The organism is Ammonicoccus luteus (assembly GCF_050880385.1).
In the GTDB taxonomy this organism is placed as follows: domain Bacteria; phylum Actinomycetota; class Actinomycetes; order Propionibacteriales; family Propionibacteriaceae; genus Enemella.
On sequence record NZ_JBNZCI010000003.1, the window covers coordinates 35,167 to 54,463 of the forward strand.

General features: G+C 68.1%; 18 protein-coding genes and 1 tRNA gene. 11 read left to right on the forward strand and 8 right to left on the reverse strand.

Annotation, left to right across the window (positions count from 1 at the left end; all coding sequences use genetic code 11):
• Positions 1-172: 172 nt before the first annotated feature.
• From ACQ260_RS07950 to ACQ260_RS07960, 3 genes are all read right to left on the reverse strand, one after another.
• The gene (locus tag ACQ260_RS07950; RefSeq protein WP_432558893.1) at positions 173-1,558 is read right to left on the reverse strand and encodes a magnesium chelatase ATPase subunit I; all 1,386 of its coding nucleotides are present in this window, start codon (positions 1,556-1,558) and stop codon (positions 173-175) included.
• A 124-nt stretch (positions 1,559-1,682) separates the two neighbouring features.
• Positions 1,683-3,437, reverse strand: a complete 1,755-nt coding sequence (locus ACQ260_RS07955; protein WP_432558894.1) for a DUF222 domain-containing protein — start codon at positions 3,435-3,437, stop codon at positions 1,683-1,685.
• 185 nt (positions 3,438-3,622) lie between these two features.
• On the reverse strand, positions 3,623-4,231 hold the full coding sequence (locus tag ACQ260_RS07960) for a class I SAM-dependent methyltransferase (RefSeq protein ID WP_432558895.1): 609 nt from the start codon (positions 4,229-4,231) through the stop codon (positions 3,623-3,625).
• Between the two features lie 23 nt (positions 4,232-4,254).
• Here ACQ260_RS07960 and ACQ260_RS07965 point away from each other — a divergent pair, with 23 nt between their 5' ends.
• From ACQ260_RS07965 to ACQ260_RS07990, 6 genes are all read left to right on the forward strand, one after another.
• Positions 4,255-4,956 (forward strand): GNAT family N-acetyltransferase, encoded by a 702-nt coding sequence (locus ACQ260_RS07965; RefSeq protein ID WP_432558896.1) that lies wholly within the window; start codon positions 4,255-4,257, stop codon positions 4,954-4,956.
• The gene (locus ACQ260_RS07970) at positions 4,953-5,606 is read left to right on the forward strand and encodes a 4a-hydroxytetrahydrobiopterin dehydratase (protein ID WP_432558897.1); all 654 of its coding nucleotides are present in this window, start codon (positions 4,953-4,955) and stop codon (positions 5,604-5,606) included. The genes ACQ260_RS07965 and ACQ260_RS07970 overlap by 4 nt, the downstream gene beginning before the upstream one ends.
• 65 nt (positions 5,607-5,671) lie before the next feature.
• Positions 5,672-6,604 (forward strand): 4-(cytidine 5'-diphospho)-2-C-methyl-D-erythritol kinase, encoded by a 933-nt coding sequence (locus ACQ260_RS07975; RefSeq protein ID WP_432558898.1) that lies wholly within the window; start codon positions 5,672-5,674, stop codon positions 6,602-6,604.
• A 91-nt stretch (positions 6,605-6,695) separates the two neighbouring features.
• Positions 6,696-7,181: a MarR family winged helix-turn-helix transcriptional regulator gene (locus ACQ260_RS07980; RefSeq protein ID WP_432558899.1), complete on the forward strand. Its 486-nt coding sequence runs from the start codon at positions 6,696-6,698 to the stop codon at positions 7,179-7,181.
• A gap of 38 nt (positions 7,182-7,219) precedes the next feature.
• Positions 7,220-8,422, forward strand: coding sequence for a PQQ-dependent sugar dehydrogenase (locus ACQ260_RS07985; protein ID WP_432558900.1), 1,203 nt, complete (start codon positions 7,220-7,222; stop codon positions 8,420-8,422).
• Between the two features lie 62 nt (positions 8,423-8,484).
• Positions 8,485-8,958 (forward strand): hypothetical protein, encoded by a 474-nt coding sequence (locus ACQ260_RS07990; RefSeq protein WP_432558901.1) that lies wholly within the window; start codon positions 8,485-8,487, stop codon positions 8,956-8,958.
• A gap of 40 nt (positions 8,959-8,998) precedes the next feature.
• On the opposite strand, the gene ACQ260_RS07995 is transcribed toward ACQ260_RS07990, so the two are convergent.
• Both ACQ260_RS07995 and ACQ260_RS08000 read right to left on the reverse strand, forming a co-directional pair.
• Entirely contained in the window at positions 8,999-10,132 is a 1,134-nt protein-coding gene (locus tag ACQ260_RS07995; RefSeq protein ID WP_432558902.1) for an MFS transporter, read from the reverse strand.
• 44 nt (positions 10,133-10,176) lie between these two features.
• Positions 10,177-10,809 carry a TetR/AcrR family transcriptional regulator gene (locus ACQ260_RS08000; protein ID WP_432558903.1) on the reverse strand — a complete coding sequence of 211 codons (633 nt, stop codon included), beginning with the start codon at positions 10,807-10,809 and terminating at the stop codon, positions 10,177-10,179.
• An 85-nt stretch (positions 10,810-10,894) separates the two neighbouring features.
• Between ACQ260_RS08000 and ACQ260_RS08005 the strand changes: the two genes are divergently transcribed.
• The 5 genes from ACQ260_RS08005 to ACQ260_RS08025 all read left to right on the forward strand — a co-directional run bounded on the left by ACQ260_RS08005 (position 10,895) and on the right by ACQ260_RS08025 (position 15,766).
• Positions 10,895-10,977, forward strand: a tRNA-Gln gene (locus tag ACQ260_RS08005).
• 150 nt (positions 10,978-11,127) lie between these two features.
• Positions 11,128-11,928 (forward strand): hypothetical protein, encoded by an 801-nt coding sequence (locus ACQ260_RS08010; RefSeq protein ID WP_432558904.1) that lies wholly within the window; start codon positions 11,128-11,130, stop codon positions 11,926-11,928.
• 66 nt (positions 11,929-11,994) lie between these two features.
• Entirely contained in the window at positions 11,995-12,597 is a 603-nt protein-coding gene (locus tag ACQ260_RS08015; RefSeq protein ID WP_432558905.1) for a hypothetical protein, read from the forward strand.
• Positions 12,598-12,878: 281 nt separating this feature from the next.
• Positions 12,879-14,171 carry an alpha/beta hydrolase family protein gene (locus ACQ260_RS08020; protein WP_432558906.1) on the forward strand — a complete coding sequence of 431 codons (1,293 nt, stop codon included), beginning with the start codon at positions 12,879-12,881 and terminating at the stop codon, positions 14,169-14,171.
• Between the two features lie 161 nt (positions 14,172-14,332).
• On the forward strand, positions 14,333-15,766 hold the full coding sequence (locus ACQ260_RS08025; protein ID WP_432558907.1) for a hypothetical protein: 1,434 nt from the start codon (positions 14,333-14,335) through the stop codon (positions 15,764-15,766).
• An 18-nt stretch (positions 15,767-15,784) separates the two neighbouring features.
• On the opposite strand, the gene ACQ260_RS08030 is transcribed toward ACQ260_RS08025, so the two are convergent.
• Genes ACQ260_RS08030 through ACQ260_RS08040 form a run of 3 tightly spaced genes read right to left on the reverse strand, consistent with a single transcriptional unit; the run spans position 15,785 to position 19,199 of the window.
• Positions 15,785-17,230: a M1 family aminopeptidase gene (locus tag ACQ260_RS08030; protein WP_432558908.1), complete on the reverse strand. Its 1,446-nt coding sequence runs from the start codon at positions 17,228-17,230 to the stop codon at positions 15,785-15,787.
• A 56-nt stretch (positions 17,231-17,286) separates the two neighbouring features.
• Positions 17,287-17,958 (reverse strand): BPL-N domain-containing protein, encoded by a 672-nt coding sequence (locus ACQ260_RS08035; RefSeq protein ID WP_432558909.1) that lies wholly within the window; start codon positions 17,956-17,958, stop codon positions 17,287-17,289.
• Positions 17,955-19,199: a heparan-alpha-glucosaminide N-acetyltransferase domain-containing protein gene (locus ACQ260_RS08040; protein WP_432558910.1), complete on the reverse strand. Its 1,245-nt coding sequence runs from the start codon at positions 19,197-19,199 to the stop codon at positions 17,955-17,957. The genes ACQ260_RS08035 and ACQ260_RS08040 overlap by 4 nt, the downstream gene beginning before the upstream one ends.
• Positions 19,200-19,297: the final 98 nt, after the last annotated feature.

The window sequence follows — 19,297 nt, forward strand, 5'->3', positions numbered from 1 at the left end:
GCATCGCTGCGAAGCCACGCAGGCGCTGTTGGTCCGCGGCGCGACATTTTCGACAACCCCGATCCGGCGGCCGGGACCCCAGCGTCCGCGACCAGAACAACTCAGCGGCGCGCCATGGAGGTCATCGGCGCCAAGGATGGCAAGAGCGTGACCTATAAGAGGTCGTCCCGCGTCAGCCGTAGACGGTTTCGCTGCCGCCGGTCTCCTTGCCGATCCGCCGTGCTAGATAGAGCCCTTCGAGGGCGAGTTCGAGCGCGGAGGCGCGTTCTCCGGGGGTACGCGCGGACAGGCGGTCCGCGACCTCGTCATAGACCGCGCCGGGACCCTGGGGGAGGGCTTCGAGGAACTCCTCGGCGGTGACGCGGTCGCCCGTGGTGACCAGGGTCGAGCCGTCCATGGCCGACACGACGGGACCGAAGTCGATGCCGCGCAGATGCTCGCGCACGGCCGCAGCGGTCGCCGTCCGCAACAGGTGACCCAGGATCTCGAGCTCGCGGCCGTCCTCGCCGACCTCGAACTCGATCTTGCCGGCCAGGACATCGACGGCCGCCTCCAGATCGACGAGTCGCGCGACGGCCTCGGATTCGCCCCGGACGGTCGCCCGGTGGAGGGCCGCAGCGGCGACGGTTTCGGCGCCGGCGATGGCGAATCGGGCGGACACGCCGGAGCGCTGGTCGACGGCGGTGGACTCGCGGAGCTCGCGGGTGAACCTCGCGAGGATCTCGATCAGGACATCGGGCACCTCGGCCACGAGGTGGGCTTCCTGACGGATTACCGCGACCTCATCGACAATTTCGATCGGATAGTGGGTCCGGATCTCCGCGCCGAAGCGGTCCTTGAGCGGGGTGATGATGCGGCCGCGGTTGGTGTAGTCCTCCGGGTTCGCGCTGGCGACCAGGAGCACGTCGAGCGGAAGGCGGAGCACGTATCCGCGGATCTGGATGTCGCGCTCCTCCATCACGTTGAGGAGGGCGACCTGGATGCGCTCGGCCAGGTCGGGCAACTCGTTGATGGCGACGATGCCGCGGTGACTGCGTGGGACGAGGCCGAAGTGGATGGTCTCGGGGTCGCCCAGACTGCGGCCCTCGGCGACCTTGATCGGATCGACGTCGCCGATGAGGTCGCCCACCGAGGTGTCCGGCGTGGCGAGCTTCTCCGAATAGCGCTCGTCGCGGTGGCGCCAGGCGACCGGGAGTTGCTCGCCCAGCTCGGTCGCCCGGCGCTGCGAGGCGAGGGTGATCGGATGGTAGGGGTGTTCGCCGAGTTCGGAGCCCTCGATCACGGGCGTCCACTCGTCGAGGAGCCCCACGAGCGTGCGGAGCAGGCGGGTCTTGCCCTGGCCACGCTCGCCCAGCAGGACGACGTCGTGGCCGGCAATCAGGGCACGCTCGAGCTGGGGGATCACGGTGGACTCGAACCCGTGCAGGCCGGGCCATGGGTCCTGTCCGTCGGCCAGCGCGGCGAGCAGGTTGTCGCGGATCTCCTCGCGCAGCGCCTTTGCCACGTGGCCCGAATCGCGGAGTTCACCCAGGGTGCTGATGGAGGGTCGGTCGGTCACGCGGCCACTGTACGTCGGTGCCCCCCGACGTCAATGGGGATTGGCGAAGCGGCATGCTTCGCACCCCGTCGGTGCGCCGCTGAGTGCGGGACCGACGGGGTGCTGGCGTGGCGCCGGGGCGTCGTCAGAAGGGTGGCGGGGCGTCTGGATCGACTGCCGGCCAGCCACCGCCGGGCGGTGTCATGGTGCCGTTCCACTGTGGGCGGGGGTCGGGGTTGGGGATGGGCTCGGGGTGAAGCGTGTGTGGTGGCAGCCCGTCGCGGACCCTGTCCTGGGGCGGGGCGCTGTCCCGCCGGGCATGGCTGTCGTTGTCGGCGTGGGCGTCCTCGTCGAGGAGGGCTCGGCGCGCGCGGTCGGACAATCGCAGGAACGCCCGCGGTGGCGGGGTGTCGGGATCGGCCCGGTAAGTGCCGTGCGGGGTGACCCAGAACTGTTGCCCGGTCGGGGTGACCCAGTGATAGGTCCCCGGCCGGATGGTGGTTGTCCGGTATCCGCCGAAGGTTTTCGCACGATGTGCCTTGGTGGACTCCGGCGCGAGATTGTCGGTGTGGGTCGGCCCATCGGGGTGCGGGATGACGTGGTCCACCTGCACGTGCGCGCTGGTGGAGGCCCGGTTGCTGAACGGGAACACCACTGTGGGGTTGCGCAGCTTGACCGCGCGAGCGATCCGGTCGGGGATCTCGTAGCCCTCCACTCCGTCCGGCGCATATGGGTCCAGGACCGGGGTGATCACCACCTTGTCAGCGCGGGCGATCAACTCATCGATCTGCGATCTGGCCACCTCTCCGAGCTGGCTGGCAGTGCCACCGGCACCGAGGATCAGATCGGCCAGGGTCAGGTGCAGATCGAGATTCAGCGTCCCGATCCGCCACGGACTGCCCAGCCCGGTGTCCGGACGGGGGCCGGGCACCGGTCCGGTGGAGCCGGTGGGACTCGGGTCGGTGGGGCCGGTGTCGGTGGGGCCGGTGTCGGTCGGGTCGCTGAGGTGGGCGATGGTGCCGTGCAACAGATCCGCGGCATACATCGGATCAGCCAAAGCCTCCAGGGCCGCCGCGCGCAGTTCGTCCCGCGACCCGTCCAGTCCGGCGGCGTCGAGCACATCCGCGAGATCGTTCAGGGTCTGGTCCAACGCCCGGCCGGCCGGCCCGTCCAACTGCCCGTGCAAAACGGCGGTGCCGGCTTCGCCCTGGGTGATCGCGACGAATCGGGCCGCCAGTTCCTGCCGGCGCCGTTCCTCGGCCCCCTCCGGATCCAACCGTGCGATCAACATCGCCACCCGGATCAGGGTTTGGTGCGCTGTCCACCCCTCAATGAACGGCGCGATATGTCGATCGAGTTCGTGAGCGAGCTCGCGGGACAATCCGGCGCGACGGGTGTTCTGCGCGATCCGCCGCGCCAGCCAGCCCAGCACACGACCCTGCAGCACCAACTGCCACGTCCGCGGAAACCTGTGCCGCAAATCCAAGACATCCGCGATCAGCGTCGCCGCGGATTCCGGCGAGGTTCCCAGCGCGGGGCCGACCTCAAAAGTGATGAACTCCGCCACCTCCGGGGTGCCGTCGGCGCCGAACTGCCACAAGCGTTCCCCGTGGATCGCTCGAGGCGACCCGCCTCCGTAAACCTCGGCTGCCTCCTCCGCGTTGTCCACCCACGCGTACACATCCGCCGCCGCAGCGATCAACGCGAACTGATCGACTTCGGCCTCCCGCGACCGGGCGGCAGCCGCTGCCAAGCTTTGGATCACCCGCACCCGGTCCCAGGCCTCCGCCGGCTCGCTCGTCCCCGACGCAGGCTTGGGAGCGGACGGGGCCGACGGCGGCGAGTCCGCTGCGGATTTTGGCTCAGACTCGTGCGGTGGAATCAGCAACGGGTGGGTCATCACAATCACCTCGCCAATAATCGAACTGGTGATCTAAACCCTACGGACTGCCTCCGACATTATTGAGTGTCAATGCTCGAGCTCAGCGATCCGCCAATGGATCGCCTCTTCTCCTTCGCCCGAACTGGAGCCGAATCAGGGTGGAAGACACGGAACGGAACGCCAATCCCATGGTCCCAAGCCGTTCAGAGCCGACGGGCGACCACCACCGTGTCCAAGGCCACGCGCGTGCCATCGTCGGTCTGCACCTCGCGGCGACCGAGTTCGGCGCGCTCCACCTCGACCGGCAGCCCGTCGAGCAACGCCGTGACCTCTTCCGGGTCATAAAGGATCGCCGGGTTCTGCGGCCCGCCCACTCCCTCGGTCAGATTCCGCCGCGCATGGCCGATGATGAGCAGGCGCCCACCCTGCGTACACGAGTCGATCCCTGCGGCCAATGCCTGCCGCCACTCATCCTCGGGCAGATGCAGATAGCTGAACAGCACGAGATCAAACCCCGATCCCTGGGGCTCGGTCGCGTCCCCGACCGTCGCGGTGAAGGCCGACAGTCGCTCACCCAGGCGCGCAGCCGCCAAGCTCGCCGCCCGCTCGATCGCAACCTGGGAGAAGTCGACCGCCTTCGCCTCCCAGCCCTGTTCGACCAGCCAGATCGCGTTCCGGCCCTCGCCGGCAGCCAGGTCCAGAGCCCGCCCGGGCTCAAGTTCGCGTGCGACCTCGACGACCCAGCGATTGGCATCGGCGGACCACACGAGGTCGGTTGCGGCGTACCGTTCGTTCCACGAGGCAGAGTTCATGCCCGCGATCCTAGGATGTGCCCGTGACCCGCAAGAACTCGTTCGGTCAGCCGATCGGCGAGCCGATCGACTGGTCTCCACGCACGCTTCCGCAGCCGGTGCCGTTGGTGGGGGAGTGGGTGCGCCTCGACCCGCTCGCTGCGCGGCATGCCCCCGATCTCCTGACGGTGTTGGCTCCCCATCCGGAGTTGTGGACCTATCGGACGGACGAGCCGCCCGCCGACCTCGATTCGGCTCTGGCGATCATCCGGCGGTCCCAGAGTGCGCCGAACATTGCGTACGCCGTCGTCCCCGCCGGCACCGATCGGGCCTTCGGGATCCTGTCGATCATCCGGTCCGATCCGGCGAACGGGACGACGGAGATCGGCGCAATTCTGTACGCCCCAGAACTCCAGCAGACCCCTGCCTCCACCGAGGCCACCCATCTCGTTGCGAGACATGTGTTCGACGACCTCGGCTATCGCCGGCTCGAGTGGAAGTGCGACAGCCTCAATGAGCCGTCCCGACGCGCCGCCACCCGGCTGGGGTTCACCGAGGAGGGGACGTTTCGCAACTCCGTCGTCTACAAGAACCGGTCTCGCGACACGACCTGGTTCTCGCTGACCGACGGCGACTGGCCGCGCGTGCGGTCCGCCCACCGCAGGTGGCTCGACCCGGCCAACTTCGACGCCGAGGGGCACCAGCGCGCAACATTGTCCGAGTCGTTTGCGACCCTGGAGTCATGAGCGAACGACTGAAGCTTTCCGATGTCCTCGCCGCTGATTTGGCGGACTGGCGGATGATGCTGAACGCCCTCTATGCGACTTTCCGGACCGGCAGTTTCACCGCCGGACTCGCGCTCGTCCAACAGATCACCGAGGTTGCCGAAGAGGCCAACCATCACCCGGACCTCACGCTGACCTATCCCCGGGTGGAGGTGAAGCTGAACTCCCACGATGTCGGCGGGGTGACCGAGCGCGACCTCGCTCTGGCGCAGAAGATCTCCGAGCTTGCCGCGGCTGCCGGCCACGAAGCAGTGACCGACCACACGGTGGTCGAGTTCGGGCTGGACACCGCACGGACGGAAGCGCAGGCAAAGTTCTGGGCTGCCGTCCTGGGCGGCAAGATCGTCGAGGACGAGGTGGCCGGCAGCACCTTCGCGCCGACGATTTGGTTCCAGCCGGCCGACACCGCGGGGACGTCGACGGGGGAGACGGACCGGGTTCAGCGCTGGCATCCGGACATCTGGGTGCCCCACGACGAGCCCGAGGCGCGGATCAAGAGAGTTCTCGATGCCGGTGGCGCCCTGGTCGACGATTCGCATGCGCCCGAGTGGTGGGTGATGGCGGACCCCGACGGCAACCGGTTCTGCATCTGCACGTCGCTGCCGCGCTGACAACGGATGTCGGCGTCCATGCACCCGGCCGCAGGGCGGTCGGCAGTGCCAGTTAGCGTGACGGTGTGTCCGAACTAGTCGATCTGCCACCAACGGTCCGGGTCAGGGTGCCGGCGAAGCTTAACCTTGCCCTGTGCGTCGGTCCGCTGGCGGACGACGGCTATCACCCCCTCACCACCGTCTTCCAGGCTGTTTCTCTGCACGACGAGCTCACTGCCCAGGAGGCCGAGCCGGGGGATTTCTCCGTTGCGATGTCCGGGGAGGGCATCGACCACGTCGCAATGGACGACTCCAACTTGGCCGTTCGGGCTGCTCGGCTGCTTGCCGAGAACTATGGCGACGACCGATTGGGCGTCCGGCTCAGCATCAAGAAGTCCATTCCGGTGGCCGGCGGCATGGCGGGCGGTTCGGCGGATGCGGCAGCGGCTCTGCTGGCCTGTTCCGTGCTGTGGGATCTGGACATCGACCCCGAGGAACTCCGCGAATACGGCGCCGAGTTGGGATCCGACGTCCCCTTCGCGCTGCTCGGCGGCACTGCGATCGGCACGGGCCGGGGCGACAAGCTTGTCCCGGTGCTGAGCCGCGGCAGCCACCACTGGGTGCTCGCCTTCGCCGACTTCGGTCTGTCGACTCCCGCTGTCTATCGGCGCTTCGACGAACTGCAGCCCGAGGGCTGCGACCTCGAGATGCCGACCGAGCTCATCAATGCGCTTTCGACCGGCGATTCCGAGGAACTGGCCCGTCACCTGCGGAACGACCTCGCCGCGGCGGCGATCGACCTGCAGCCCCACCTCCGGACCACGATCGACGCCGGACTCGAGTGCGGAGCGCTCGCCGCGATCGTCTCCGGTTCCGGCCCGACCGTCGCTTTTCTGTGCCGCAATGAGGAGGCGGCCGTCGCGCTCAGCGTGACGCTGGGGGCCCAGGATGTCGCGCGGGCCGTCCGGCGGGTGGTCGGTCCGGTTGCCGGGGCCCGGCTCATCACGTCCTGCGCATGACCCTGGCCGCCACCGGACCCACGGGATCCCTGACGACTTGGGCGAGAGCGACAAGATTCTCGACGTCAAGATTTCTGTCTAGGATGGCGTCATGTCCGATGATGTCGACCGTCTGCTGGCCGATTGGCAGCGGGAACGGCCGGACGTCGACCTGTCGCCGATGGAGGTCCTGAGTCGCGTCACCCGGCTGAGCCACCTGCTCGACATGGCACGCAAGGACGCATTCGCCGACCACGAGATCGTGGGCTGGGAGTTCGACGTGCTCGCGGCGCTGCGGCGAGCCGGCGTTCCCTATGAACTCTCGCCGGGACGCCTGCTCAAGGAAACGCTGGTGACCTCGGGCACCATGACCAACCGGGTCGATCGGCTGGTCGCCAGGGGTTTCGTCAGTCGCTCACCGGACCCGGACGATCGCCGCGGTGTGCTGGTGCGACTCACCGAGGCCGGCCGCAACGTGGTGGATGGCGCCCTTGAGTCATTGTTGGCGCAGGAGAAGGAACTGTTGGCGGGCATCGACGGGGCCCAGCGGCGGCAGTTGTCCGAACTGTTACGTGCATTGATGATCCGCTCCGCCTGAGCCTTCGGTGGGGCGGCTCGGTTGGGTACGGTCATTGCATGCGACGAACCGCCCTGGCCACCGCACTCGTGTCCTCCCTCGCGCTCATGGCCTGCTCTCCGACCACCGAGCCGGCACCGGCACCGGCGCAGACGGCGAGTCCGACCCCCGGTGCCACGGCGACCGCGACTCCGGGGGAGACGCCGACCGCCGATGTGACCCCGAGCGGGTTCGAGCCGCGCGAGGTCGCGGTGCTGTCGAATCCCTGGGCCATGGCTTTCCTGCCCGGCACCAACCAACTGCTCATCACCCAGAAATCCGGCGAGCTGCTGCTGCGTGATCAGGAATCGGGTGCCACGATCACGGTGGAGGGCACGCCACAGGTGGTCGACGCGGGCCAGGGCGGGTTCGGCGATGTGGTGCCCGGCCCCACCTATGAGCAGGACCACACGATCTATCTCAGCTGGGTGGAGCAGGGCGACGGCGGCGAATCCGGTGCCGTCATCGGACGGGCCCGCTTGGAGTCCGCCGGGACGACTGCGCAACTGGTCGACCTCAGCGTGATCTGGCGCCAGGACAAGACCACCGGCAACGGTCACTTCTCCCACCGGATGGCCTTCAGCTCGGACGGCACCCACCTTTTCGTGTCGTCCGGTGATCGGCAGAAGATGGAGCCCGCTCAGGACCTGTCGACCAACCTCGGCAAGATCCTCCGGCTCAACCCCGACGGGTCGCCCGCCGACGGCAACCCATTTGCCGATCGTGGCGGCGTCTCCGCGGAGATCTGGTCCTATGGCCACCGGAACCCGCTCGGCATCGCGTTCGACGCCGACGGCAACCTCTGGTCATCGGAGATGGGTCCCCAGGGCGGGGACGAGATCAACCTCATCGTCGAGGGCCGCAACTACGGCTGGCCGCGGGCGTCGAACGGTTCGCATTACGGCGGTGGGGAGATCCCCGATCATGCCCCCGGAGATGGCTTCGAACCCCCCAAGGTCTGGTGGACCCCCTCGGTCTCACCGGGTTCGCTCATGATCTATTCCGGCGATACGTTCCCGCAGTGGCAGGGCGACGCTTTCGTGGGAGCACTGTCCGGACAGGCGCTGATCCGGGTCGACCTCGACGGGACCGAGGCCACCAAGGGTGATCAGTGGGACATGGGTCAGCGCATTCGGGATGTGGCCCAAGGGCCGGATGGCTCGATCTGGGTGATCGAGGACGGCGGCAATGGCCGCTTGCTCGAGTTGGCGCCCACGGTCTAGTGGCGAGAATGTCGGTCGGGTTGCGTACGCTGACCCACGCGTACACCGACTGAAGGAGAGTCATGCCGCAGGATCCGCATCACGACCACGAGGACATGGACGAGGCCATCGCCGAAAGGCTCGACGAGTTCGTCCGGGCCGGCGTCTCGCAACTGGACGCGGGGGAGGACGAGGCCGCGCTGGAGAGCTTCGAGGCAGGGCTGAACCTGTTGGACGAGCCCAAGGAGAAGTGGGTCGCAGCGACGTGGCTCTATGCCTCGATCGCGAACATCCATTTCGACGCGGGGCGTTGGCAGGAGGCACGCGATAACTTCACCGCGGCCTCGAACGCACCCGCCGGGCTGAGCAATGCCTATATCCAGCTGCGCCGCGGCCAAGCCGAATATGAGCTCGGCAACATGGAGGCAGCTGCCCACCACCTGCTGTTTGCCTACATGCGGGGGCCCAAGGGTCTCCTGGAGGACCAGGATCCGAAATATCACGATCTGATCATCAAGACCCAGGCGGAGCTGGAGGAGCGCGCCGCCCAGGAGTGATGGATCGCAGCTGACCCCGGGGCGGTTTGTGGTGGCCTCGTCAGGCGGAGTGCCGATCGGCTGATCGGGCAGGGTTCGGCATTCCGCGAGCGAGCAGGAGGAGCGCCAGGCACATCGTTGCGGGCGCCACCATGGCCGGCTGGATCCCGACGACACCGATGAGCGCACCCATCACTGCCGGGCCCGCGAGAAACGTCGCATAGCCGAACGTCACCACGAGCGCCAGCCCGCGGGGTCCACCGCGATGCCCCGCGACGGCGTACACCTGTGGGGCGATCATGCCGACCCCGAGGCCGACCATCGCCCAGCCGATGAGCAGTGCCGGCAGTGGTGTGCTGAACGTGAGGATTGCGTACCCCGCAGCTGCGCAACCACCTCCGAACCGGACCACAGCTCGCCGGCCGAACCGGTCGACGAGCCAGTCGCCGAGAAGACGGATCACGACCATCGCGGAGGCGGTGACCGTCAGCCCGACTGCCCCGACATCCGGGCTGACGCCCGCGACGTCGGTGATGAGGATGGCGGACCAGTCGTATGCGGTGCCCTCCGCCAGCCCGAACGCGATCGCCATCGCGCCCAGGAGCCAGGCGACAGGAGGAATTCTGCCGCGGCCGTCGGCGGCTCCAGCGCTCGGCTCCGGCGGCGTCGGGGGACACCAGCGGGCCAGTGCGAGGCCCGTCACCAGCGCGATGGCTGCGGCGGTGGTGAGGGCGAGGGAGAGGAGTACGCCGGGCGCGGCGTCCACCAACCGTCCCGCGACCAGCACCACGCCGGCGCCGATCGCATTGCCGAGCGACCACAGGGCGTGGAGACGGCTCATGACAGCGCCCCCGAACCCCTGCTCGACCCGGACCCCGAAAGCGTTCATCGCCACGTCGAGCAGGCCGTTCCCGACACCGATGAGTGCTCCCGCCGCGAGCGATGTCGCATAGTTGGGGGAAAGTCCGAACAGCAGCGCGCCCACGGTGAGCGGCGCGAAACCCGCCAATCCGACGGTTCTCGGGCCGTTGCGCTCGGTCGCCCGACCGCCGATCTGCATGCCCAAGATGCCGAACAGCCCGACGACCAACAGAACTGCCGGAATCTGCATCGGATGGGTGAGGTCGAGGTGCTCGCGCAGGGTGGGCAGGGAGCCCGCGTACGCCCCCAACACCAACCCATTCGCCGCGAACATCGCGGCCACACTGATCAGCGCTGCGCGGCTCGCCGGGCCTGACGTCACTGGACCCGCAACCGCGGTTTCGACTCCAGGTTCTTCATGCCGTTCCAGGCGAGGTTGACCAAGTGCGCTGCCACGTCGCGCTTGCTGTGTTTGCGATTGTCGAGCCACCACTGACCGGTGACGCCGACCATGCCGACGAGCATCTGGGCATAGAGGGGAGCGGCCCGGTGATCGAGATTTCGGGCCTTGAACTCCGACACCAAGATGTCCTCGACCTGGGAAGCGACGTCCGACAGGATGCTTGCGAAGGAACCCGAGTTGGAACCGACGCCCGAGTCCCGGATAAGGATGCGGAACCCGTCGGTGTGCCCCTCGACATAATCGAGCAGGGCCAGCGTCGCCCGCTCCATCAGTTCCCGGCGGCTCTGGCCCTCGACCAGCGAATTGCGGATCGCATCGAGGAGTGTGAGGACCTCGCGGTCGACGACGACGGCATAGATGCCTTCCTTGCCGCCGAAGTGCTCATAGACCACGGGTTTCGACACCTGCGCTCGTGCCGCGATCTCCTCGATCGACGTGCCTTCGAAACCCTTGTTGGCAAACAGCGCGCGAGATATCGCGATCAACTGCTCGCGGCGTTCCTGACCCGTCATCCGGACCCTGCGCCGGGCCTCACGCCCTTCACTCATGACAAAACCCTAGCCCGAGATGGTGGGGGGAGCGGATGGTTGGACTTCGGGTACCCTGTGACACGTCCCTGCTCATGCAGGGCAATCCCCGGTTGGTCTGTCGGCAGGGCCCGCCTGACTTTGAATCAGGATTTAGCGACGTAGGTTCGACTCCTACCCGGGGAGCCAATGGGGCTATTGCCTTTTCATAACTGTTCGGGCAAGGCCCGGAGTGGCTCCCGGATTCGTCGATAACCGCGATCAAACTGCCCGTTCAGGCGAAGCTCCTGTTGTCGCCGCATCATCTTCCCCGGGACCCACTGAGATGAGGATCTCACGATGCGCAAGTCCACTACGTTTCTGGCAGCGCTGGTGCTGAGCGCCGGCATGGCTGCCCCCGCGTTCGCTGCGCCCGCACTCGCCAACCCCGACGGCACAACCCCCGGTGTCAAGGCCGTGTCCTATGGGTTCGATGCCAGCGATACGGCTCCGCATGTCACCCGTGTGGCCTTGGCGGTCCCCGACAATCGCGAGCACCTTTTCCAATCGCCCCGATGGTCGTGCGGCGTGCTGCGAGTGGATGGGGAAGTGCCGTTCAGCACCCGGATGCACTATGGCAGATGGATCGTTGCCGTCGGCGCCAGTTATGACCTGCCCAAGGACACGTCCTTCGTCCTCGACGCTGCGGGCCCGGGGTGGTCCGTGGCACCCTTCGACAGCTTCGGTCATTTCGGTGATCCGAGCAACGTGGCTGCGCTCAGCGACCTGCCCGCTCCGGCTGATGGCAGCCATCCCCCTTATCGGTGGCTGGCGGAGCAGGACTCCGTGGAGGTGACCTATCAGCCGGCTGAGGGTGCGCACGGAAGCACCGTGCAGATCCGGCTCGCGAAGGGCCTGCGCGCGGGGGAGTATTTCAACCTGAGCGTCCCGCTGACGCTCGACCCGCCGGGGTCGTGGAGTGAGTCGGTGACGATATCCAACGCGGTCGCGACGAACGTCGTGTGCGAGACCCGGGCGCCAGTCAAGCGCGTCAATTCGGGTGGCGTCGATTCGGGCACGGGTGGCCTGGCGGTCATCGCTCTGGGTGCGGCCGCAGTGGGCGGACTCGCCCTGTTCGGTCGCGGCCGCAGCAAGCGGTGACCCGATCAGCTCTTCGCCTGGGTTGTCTCGCGGCTTCGCGTTGGTTCGGGCGATTAGGCTGGCGCGGTGACCTCCACACCTCGACCGCACCGCCCCGTCGTTCGTGACCCGGGCGTGCTCGATGCCCTCAGCGAGGGCCACGACCCGGTCGCTGCTCTGCACGCCGCCCACGAGACCGCAGCAGTCCTGCTGCACACCGGCCGTGCTGCGGAAGACCCCGAGGTCACTCGACGTCTCATCGGCTTGGTCGAGGAGATCGGTCTCTCCACACTGGCAGAACTCTGGGCCGAGCGGCCTGCCCGGTCGCTGCCCGGCGCCCTGTGGCGGCTCTATGCACTGCGGGAATGGATGGTCGCCCGACCGGAGGAAGCGGCCCGTGACTACGAGGCGGGGATTAGGTTCACGGAGCCCAACCATGTTGTGGCGGGTGTGGATCCGACCGGACCGGATGAGGTCCGCCGAGTCGCCGACCGGATTCTGCACGGAGTGTTCGACGGGGATTTCGCAATCGCGCTCGAACGCGCTGCGGCCTTCTGTCACGTCGTGGCGGCCGGCCGGGCGGACATCGCGCGCGAACTCGACGGAGTTCGGAGCGCCGGGCGACTTCAGGACGCCGCCCGCGACCTTGTCGCCTGCGCGCGCATGTGGCGCGCCGGGACCCTGCAGTGACCCACAGAACTCGCCAGTCGAGGTGCCGACTCTCGATCAGCGCTTCACGTCGAAATTGAGGTTCTGAGCGAGCAGCGTTCGCACGTCCGAATAGCTCCAATTCGGTTGGACACAGGAAGAACCGGGGATTTTCTGGATCAGTCGGGCCGTAACCGTCCGCGCTTTTCCGGAACAAGTTTGGTTGGTTCACCGTGACGACTGTGCCTAATGTGACTTCACCGGCCGGCCAACGTAGGCAGGCACCCGCGTAGTTGTCGTCCCGCTGCCACCCCGGAGGCCCCATGCGGATCTTGAAGTTGGCTATTGCCGCAGTTTCCTTCAGCGTCGCCCTGGTGGTCGCCGCGGTGCCGACAGCTCTGGCCGAGGAAACGCGGGGGCGGGGTGGGGCGTACAACGACCGGACGAACCAAACGTTCACGGCGAGCAACGGCCTCAGCTCGCGCTATCACGTCTATGCCGCAGGTGTGCCGCAGGATCACGCAGCCGGGCTGGTGCTGCAGTTCCACGGCGACGGCGCGTACGAGTTCAACAACCCGACCTCCACCTACAGCCTCGGCGGGGCGAACGGTATCATCGCCCAGGCGCGGGGGCGCGGCTACATCACCGTGCCGGTGCTGGCCCCGGACCGGGTCGGGTCGGTCACGTGGTGGGAGAACGGTGCCGCCAATGCCGACTTTGTCGCGGAACTCGTCGACTCGCTCAAAGCCGCGTACAACCTGGACACCGAGGACATCTGGTTGGTCGGCTACAGCGGCGGCGCCCAATTCATCACCCAGTTCTATCTGCCCAGACACTCAGCTCAGATCGATGGTGGGGGAGCCGTCGTGTTCGGCGGTGGTGGCAGTCCGCGCGTGACCGCCAGACCGTTCGCTCCCGACCTGGTCCGCGACTTCCCCATGCATTGGTATGTGGGAGCACTGGACACCGGCCCCGGCTTCAATGCCCTGGCGGCTGCCCGGAGCGGAGCGAGTTGGTACGCACAGCGCGGGTTTGTCACAGACCTCGAAGTGCCGAGCGGGGTGGGCCACAACCTGAGCGGACGATTCGGAACTGTGCTCGCCGGGCATTTGGATGCGCATCCGGCCAGTGGCACCACTCCGGCCCCGACCACTCCGGCCCCGACCACTCCGGCCCCGACTCCGCCGGCCCCGACTCCGCCGGCCCCGACCACTCCGGCCCCGACCCCGCCGATCCCGCGGCCGACGACGGCGCCCACTTCCCCAACCAGCTGGAGCCACCGGATCGAGCCCACGTGCACCGGTGCCGAGGCGACCGTGACAATCCCGCGCGGAACACGACGCACGACGTTCCGGGCCACCACCCTGGACGGGCGTCAGTACTGGTACCGCTACACGACCGGCACGGGCGTACGGACCCTCACGCTCTCGTCGCTCGAGAGCGACACGGCCTACCGCTACACGCTGGTCGCGGATGGGGTGACGGTCGCCTCCGGTTCGTTCCGAACCCTCGGCGCACAGTCCTGCACCGCACGACGTTGGACCCGTGAATCGGGACGGGGGTTTGATCCGGGCAGCTGGGCTGCTTATTCTCGTAGTCGCGTCGGGTCGCGGTAGCCCCGGGCTCCACTTCTAGCCGCTGCGAGCGGCCTCGCGCCGAGAGGCGCTCCCGACCCGGCGCGCCAACTTGTGCTCTGGATGGATCTGTGCCGCAGATCTTGCGCTTCGGGCGTACCCTTGGTTGGGGGTCCACACCAACTCGGGGAAAGTGAGCACGCATGCGGTTGTCGTCTCGGCGTTGCGCTACTCGGATCAGGGTTCTGCTGGCCTTGGGACTGTCGCTGGTGGTCCTGCTCGCCGGCTGCGGCATCGCCACCGATCCTGAGCGTGCGGTGCCGGACAAGTGGGTGGATCCGCCCTCGGTCACCGAAAAGGCGCGGGGGGTCTTTACCCCGCCCGAACTGGAATCTGCGTACGCGATGGTCACCGCCTTCGCGCTGGAACGAGGGTTCGATCCGGTGCTCATGGACCCGCAGAAGACCGAGTACACGGCAGACGAGCTCAACGCCGGTGTGCTGAGCCGAATCACGCCAACACTCCAGGAACGGTGGAAGGCACGCGTTGACTCTGCGCTGGCGGGCAACCAGTCCGACCAGGACGGTCTGCGGGTGCTGCAGTTCTATCAGTGGGAGCAACCCGAATGGACGCTTCCTCGAGAGGGCAGTTCCCTGGTCAGCCAGTGGATCCGCAACGGTGAGATCGGGGTCTCTGACGCCACGGAGGACGCCCCCCAGCGCATGAAGGTCACGGTCATCCATGAGGCACAACTCCGCTATGAGGAGGAACAGGAGCCGTTCACGCTGCAGGTGGTCAAGCGCGTGTCCTACTGGATGATGCCCAACACCGATGGGAAGCCAGGCTGGCTGATCGACGAATACGAGGGTGTCTTCGCCGTGGGCGAGGAGTTGCCCGTGGAGGAGTCCAACCAGACGCAACTGCCGACCCCGACCACCACACCGGGGCAGTTGCCGGATGGTCGGCAGGTCGGCGCGGACGCACCGCTCAGCGCGGTGCTCGACGCGATGCCCTTCGCTCCCGCGAGCGCCGACGCCCCGCCGGCAAACCCTGTGGTCAGGGACCCTGGCGGTGCGCTGGTCAAGAACGCCGTCCGCAGCCCGGACGGTCCGCAGTTGCCGGTCGGCACTCAGGCGGGCACGGCTGCACGTCCAGGTGCCGGCGGAGCGCCACCGGCGGGTGCGGCGCAGCCCGGCGGTCAGGGCGCTGCGGCGCCACCTCCTGCGAATCAGGCTCCGGCTCCGCGGCCTGCTGCGCCCGAGGCCCCCGCGCCGCCGCCTCCTGCGCCCGAGGCGCCCGCACCGCGGCCGCCTGCACCCGAACCTCCCGCGCCGCGGCCCCCTGCGACGACCCAGGCTCCGGCGCCGCCGCCCCCTGCGCCGCCGGCCAACAACAACCCACGGCCCGCCAACCCGCCGCGGACACAGGGTCCGGCAAATCCGCCGAAGGCAGATCCGCCCCGCGCCACGCAACCGCCGCGGCAGAACGGCAACAATTCAGGCAAAACGCAGCCTCCGGGCCAGGCGAAGAAGACCACCGAGCCCCCTCAGCCCGGGGACCCGGCGCCGCCGGCGCGGGGCAACTCGGGCAACACCAAGCAGCCGCCCGGACAGGCCAAGAAGACGCCGAAGCCATGAGGCTGTGAGACCGGGCGGTCAGGGGAGTGCGCCGGCCTCCTGCATCCGCTCGACCGCCTGGGGCTGATCGCGGAAGGCGTTCGCCACGTCGTCCGGGGTCGCAATCCGATGGGCGTTGTCGGCGAGATAGCTGCGCACTGCGTTGTCGAACTCGGCATGCCCGGCCGCATCCCGTGCCTCGATGAGCATGTCGGCCCCCGCGAGATAGACAGCGTTCACATACATGTTGCTCGCCCGCCGCGAGCTGCCCCACGAGTCCATCGAGTCGCCCACCTGGTTCGCCAATCGGCCCGGATAGTCGTGCTGCGGGCGCGGGCTGCGGTTCGGATCATCCACGACTCGCTGGACGAAGGATGCGAACGATTCGTCCATCCAGGGGTGCTGTGCCTGGTTGTTGCCGACGAGCCCATAGAACCAGAGGTGGGCGATCTCGTGCGTGACGATCCACTGGTCTCTGGGACCACGCAGCTGGCCGAACTGAATCGCGCCGGGGAACTCGATCCCCTCAGTCTGTTCCGGGATGACGCTCACCCACAGGTGCTCATAGGGCACCGGTCCGAGATAGTCGCTGACTGCGGTGAGTGAACGGGCGATGGCGTCGGACCATTCCTCCGGCGAGCGCGCCATCTTGTCGGCGGGGCCGCCGACGTGGATGGTGGTTCCGCCGACTCGCTTCTCGACGACCGACATCCGGCCAACGGTGACGGTCACGTCGCGAACGGCGGGTGCCTTGAACTCGTGGGTCGTCCGGCCTGTGGCGGGGTCGGTCTCGGGCGGAAGCGGCTCACCGACGCCCAGCACCGAAAACTGGCTCGGCGCCGTCACCCGCAGCGACGTCAACGCGAACGCCTCGCTCGTCGCGGTCTCGCCCGTCACCGGCACGGCGGCGTCGCGGAGCCAGCCCCGGCCGTTTTCCCAGGCGAGCAGGGGGTACGCCGTGCCCAGCCACGCGAGCTCCTCGCTCCGGGAGTAGCCAACCCGTTCGTCGGTGTCCGGGCCGAGGCCCAACTCGAAACCGAGCTCAGCGCTGATCGGGGTGCCGGCGGGCACGCAGGACGGCAGCGGCAACTCGACGAGCGTGCCAGGAGATCCCTCGGGCGCGCCGCCGGGTGACACGTCGGGCCGCACCTGTTCGCCGTCGACCGTGGCGGTGGTGACGGTCAGCGAGTTGCCCGCGCGTGCGGTGATCGGCTTGTTCGGCCAAGCCCGGAAAACGAGTTCGCAGACTTCAAGGTCGGGGACGAACGTGACGCGTTCGGTGCCTTGGGCGGAACGCAGGTCGTCGGCCATGCGGAACTCGAGCGCCACCTGCGGGCGTGCATCAGGCGGCGGCCTGCCCTCATCGGCGGTGTTGTCGGCGGTGCCACCGGTGCCACCGGTGCACGATGACAACAAGACGCAGGCGAGTGCGGAGGCCAAGATTTTCGTGGCCCACCTGAGATTGCGGCGGAACGGACGACCCACGGCCCGAAAATACACCTCGGTCGAGCGGCGCGGTTTCGTGTCCGCAGCACGCGGTTTCATGTCCGCATCACCCGGTCGATCAGATCGAGTCCCAGGTCGAGCGCCAGCGGATTCGGCACCGGCAGCCCGGCATCGACGAACCAATCCGGCGACGCTTCAGGATGGGGCCCCACGACGCCAACCGCGCCGCTGCCGAAGGGCGCGACGACCGCGGCCGGCAGGCCGTTTTCATAACGGGCGACCACGTCGGCCGGGCCCTGATCGGAGTCGAGCAGGAAGCACGGGCCGTCCTGGAAGAACATCGCGCGGTCGTGCCCGTCCCACTGCACGGTGAGCACGGTGTCCGCGTCGCTGCGGGTGCGGGCGCCGCGCGATGCAATGTACTGATCCGTGTCGCCCGGCAGCAGCCCGAAGCCCGGGGTTGCGCCGGCGAGATATCCGCCCAGGCAGAAGCCCAGATAGCGCCCTCCGCCCTGCACGAAGTTGCGGAGCAGCGTGGTTCTGTTGTGGAGTCTCCGGTACGCAGGCTCCAATTCACCGCCGCCTGGTTGGGCGTACAACACGGCACGAGAGAGTGTTCGGGCGCTCAACCGGCGGCGCGAGTGCGGTCCCACGAACTGCACGTCGAAGTTCCAGTCGGACCGGCGCAATAGCGCCGCCACCGCCTCCGGGCATCCCGGCGACGAGGCCGGGCCTCGATAGACCAGCGCCAGCCTGTCTGGGCTCACGGACGGATCCGTTGGCCCGAGATCGGGCGGGATACGCCGCGCGCAGCCCACCAGAGGACCTGCTCCAACGGACCGCGTCGGAAGAAGTGTCGCCACAGGAGCGCAAAGCCACCCAACAACGCGATGTGGATCGCGAACTCGATCACTCCGGAATTGGTCTCCGGGAGGAACGGGGCGACCAGCAGGAGGAGATGCAGCACATAGACGCTCAAGGGCATCGAACCGAAGCGGGCCAGCGGGCGCAGCGAGCCGCGGGTCACCAGGCCGAGCGTCAGGCTGAGGCCCAGGACGGCGAGCGCGATGCCGAGAGTGAAGACGATGTCGACAGGCGTCGAGGTGTGTGGTGCGAGGACGGCCAGCCACCAGGGCGAGTTGGTCGGCAGGGTGCCGCTTGCTCCCCACACGAGCAGGTCCGCGTAGTCTCCGCGTTCCATGATCGGGTGGGCGGCTGCAGCGAGTGCCTCGCGTCCACCCATCCGGTCCATCAGGAACCAGGCCGCGCCATTCGCAGCCACCGCGAGGAGCGCGCCGACGGTTGTGAGCCCGATCGCCGTCCGGCGACGGCTCAGCACCAAGCGCCCGACTGCCATGCCCGCCAGCACATAGGCGAACCAGACGAGTGCCGGGAACGCGCCGGTCAGCAGCACTTCACGCACCGTCCCGCTCGGCGAGGCGAGCAGCATCGGGAACGACGGGTTGGGCACCGTGTCGGTCGGCAGCTCGGTCCGCAGGACGTGGCTCAGGACGGGCCCGCCGAGCGCGACGATGCCCGCCAAGGCCACCAGCACGCCGGGTGGCAACCGCAGGAAGAACACCGCGAACAAGAACATCGCGGCATAGCTGACCAGGATGATCTCGGCCTTGTCCGGCGGAATGATCGAGCCGAGCGCGAGACCGACCGCTGCGATCAACACAGCCCGGACGGTGACCCCTGCCACCGCGCCGACCCAGCGGCGTCCTCGGGGACGCTGGGTGCGGCCCGTGGAGAAGGCGAGGCCGACACCGGCCAGGAGCGCGAAAAGCGCCGCGGACTTCCCGGCCGCCAGGATGAACGGCAGCGACATGGCGCCGTTGGGAGCCGTGTCAGACAGCAGGTGCACGGCGATCATGCCGACCAAAGCCAGACAGCGCGCGATGTCGACGCCGATGATGCGCGCGTCAGGAACGCGATGGCGCAGTGTCGGCTGGGTCTCCGGTTCGCAAGCGTGTGGAATATCGGTCCACTCGGCCAGGGGGTCCATGGTCTGGAGACCGGCCGGAGCGCCGGCTGTGTCGTCCCGTGGTGCCGTCGGCTTCGGGGCGTCGCCGGCGGGAGAGGGCGGTGTCAACGAGGCGCCCT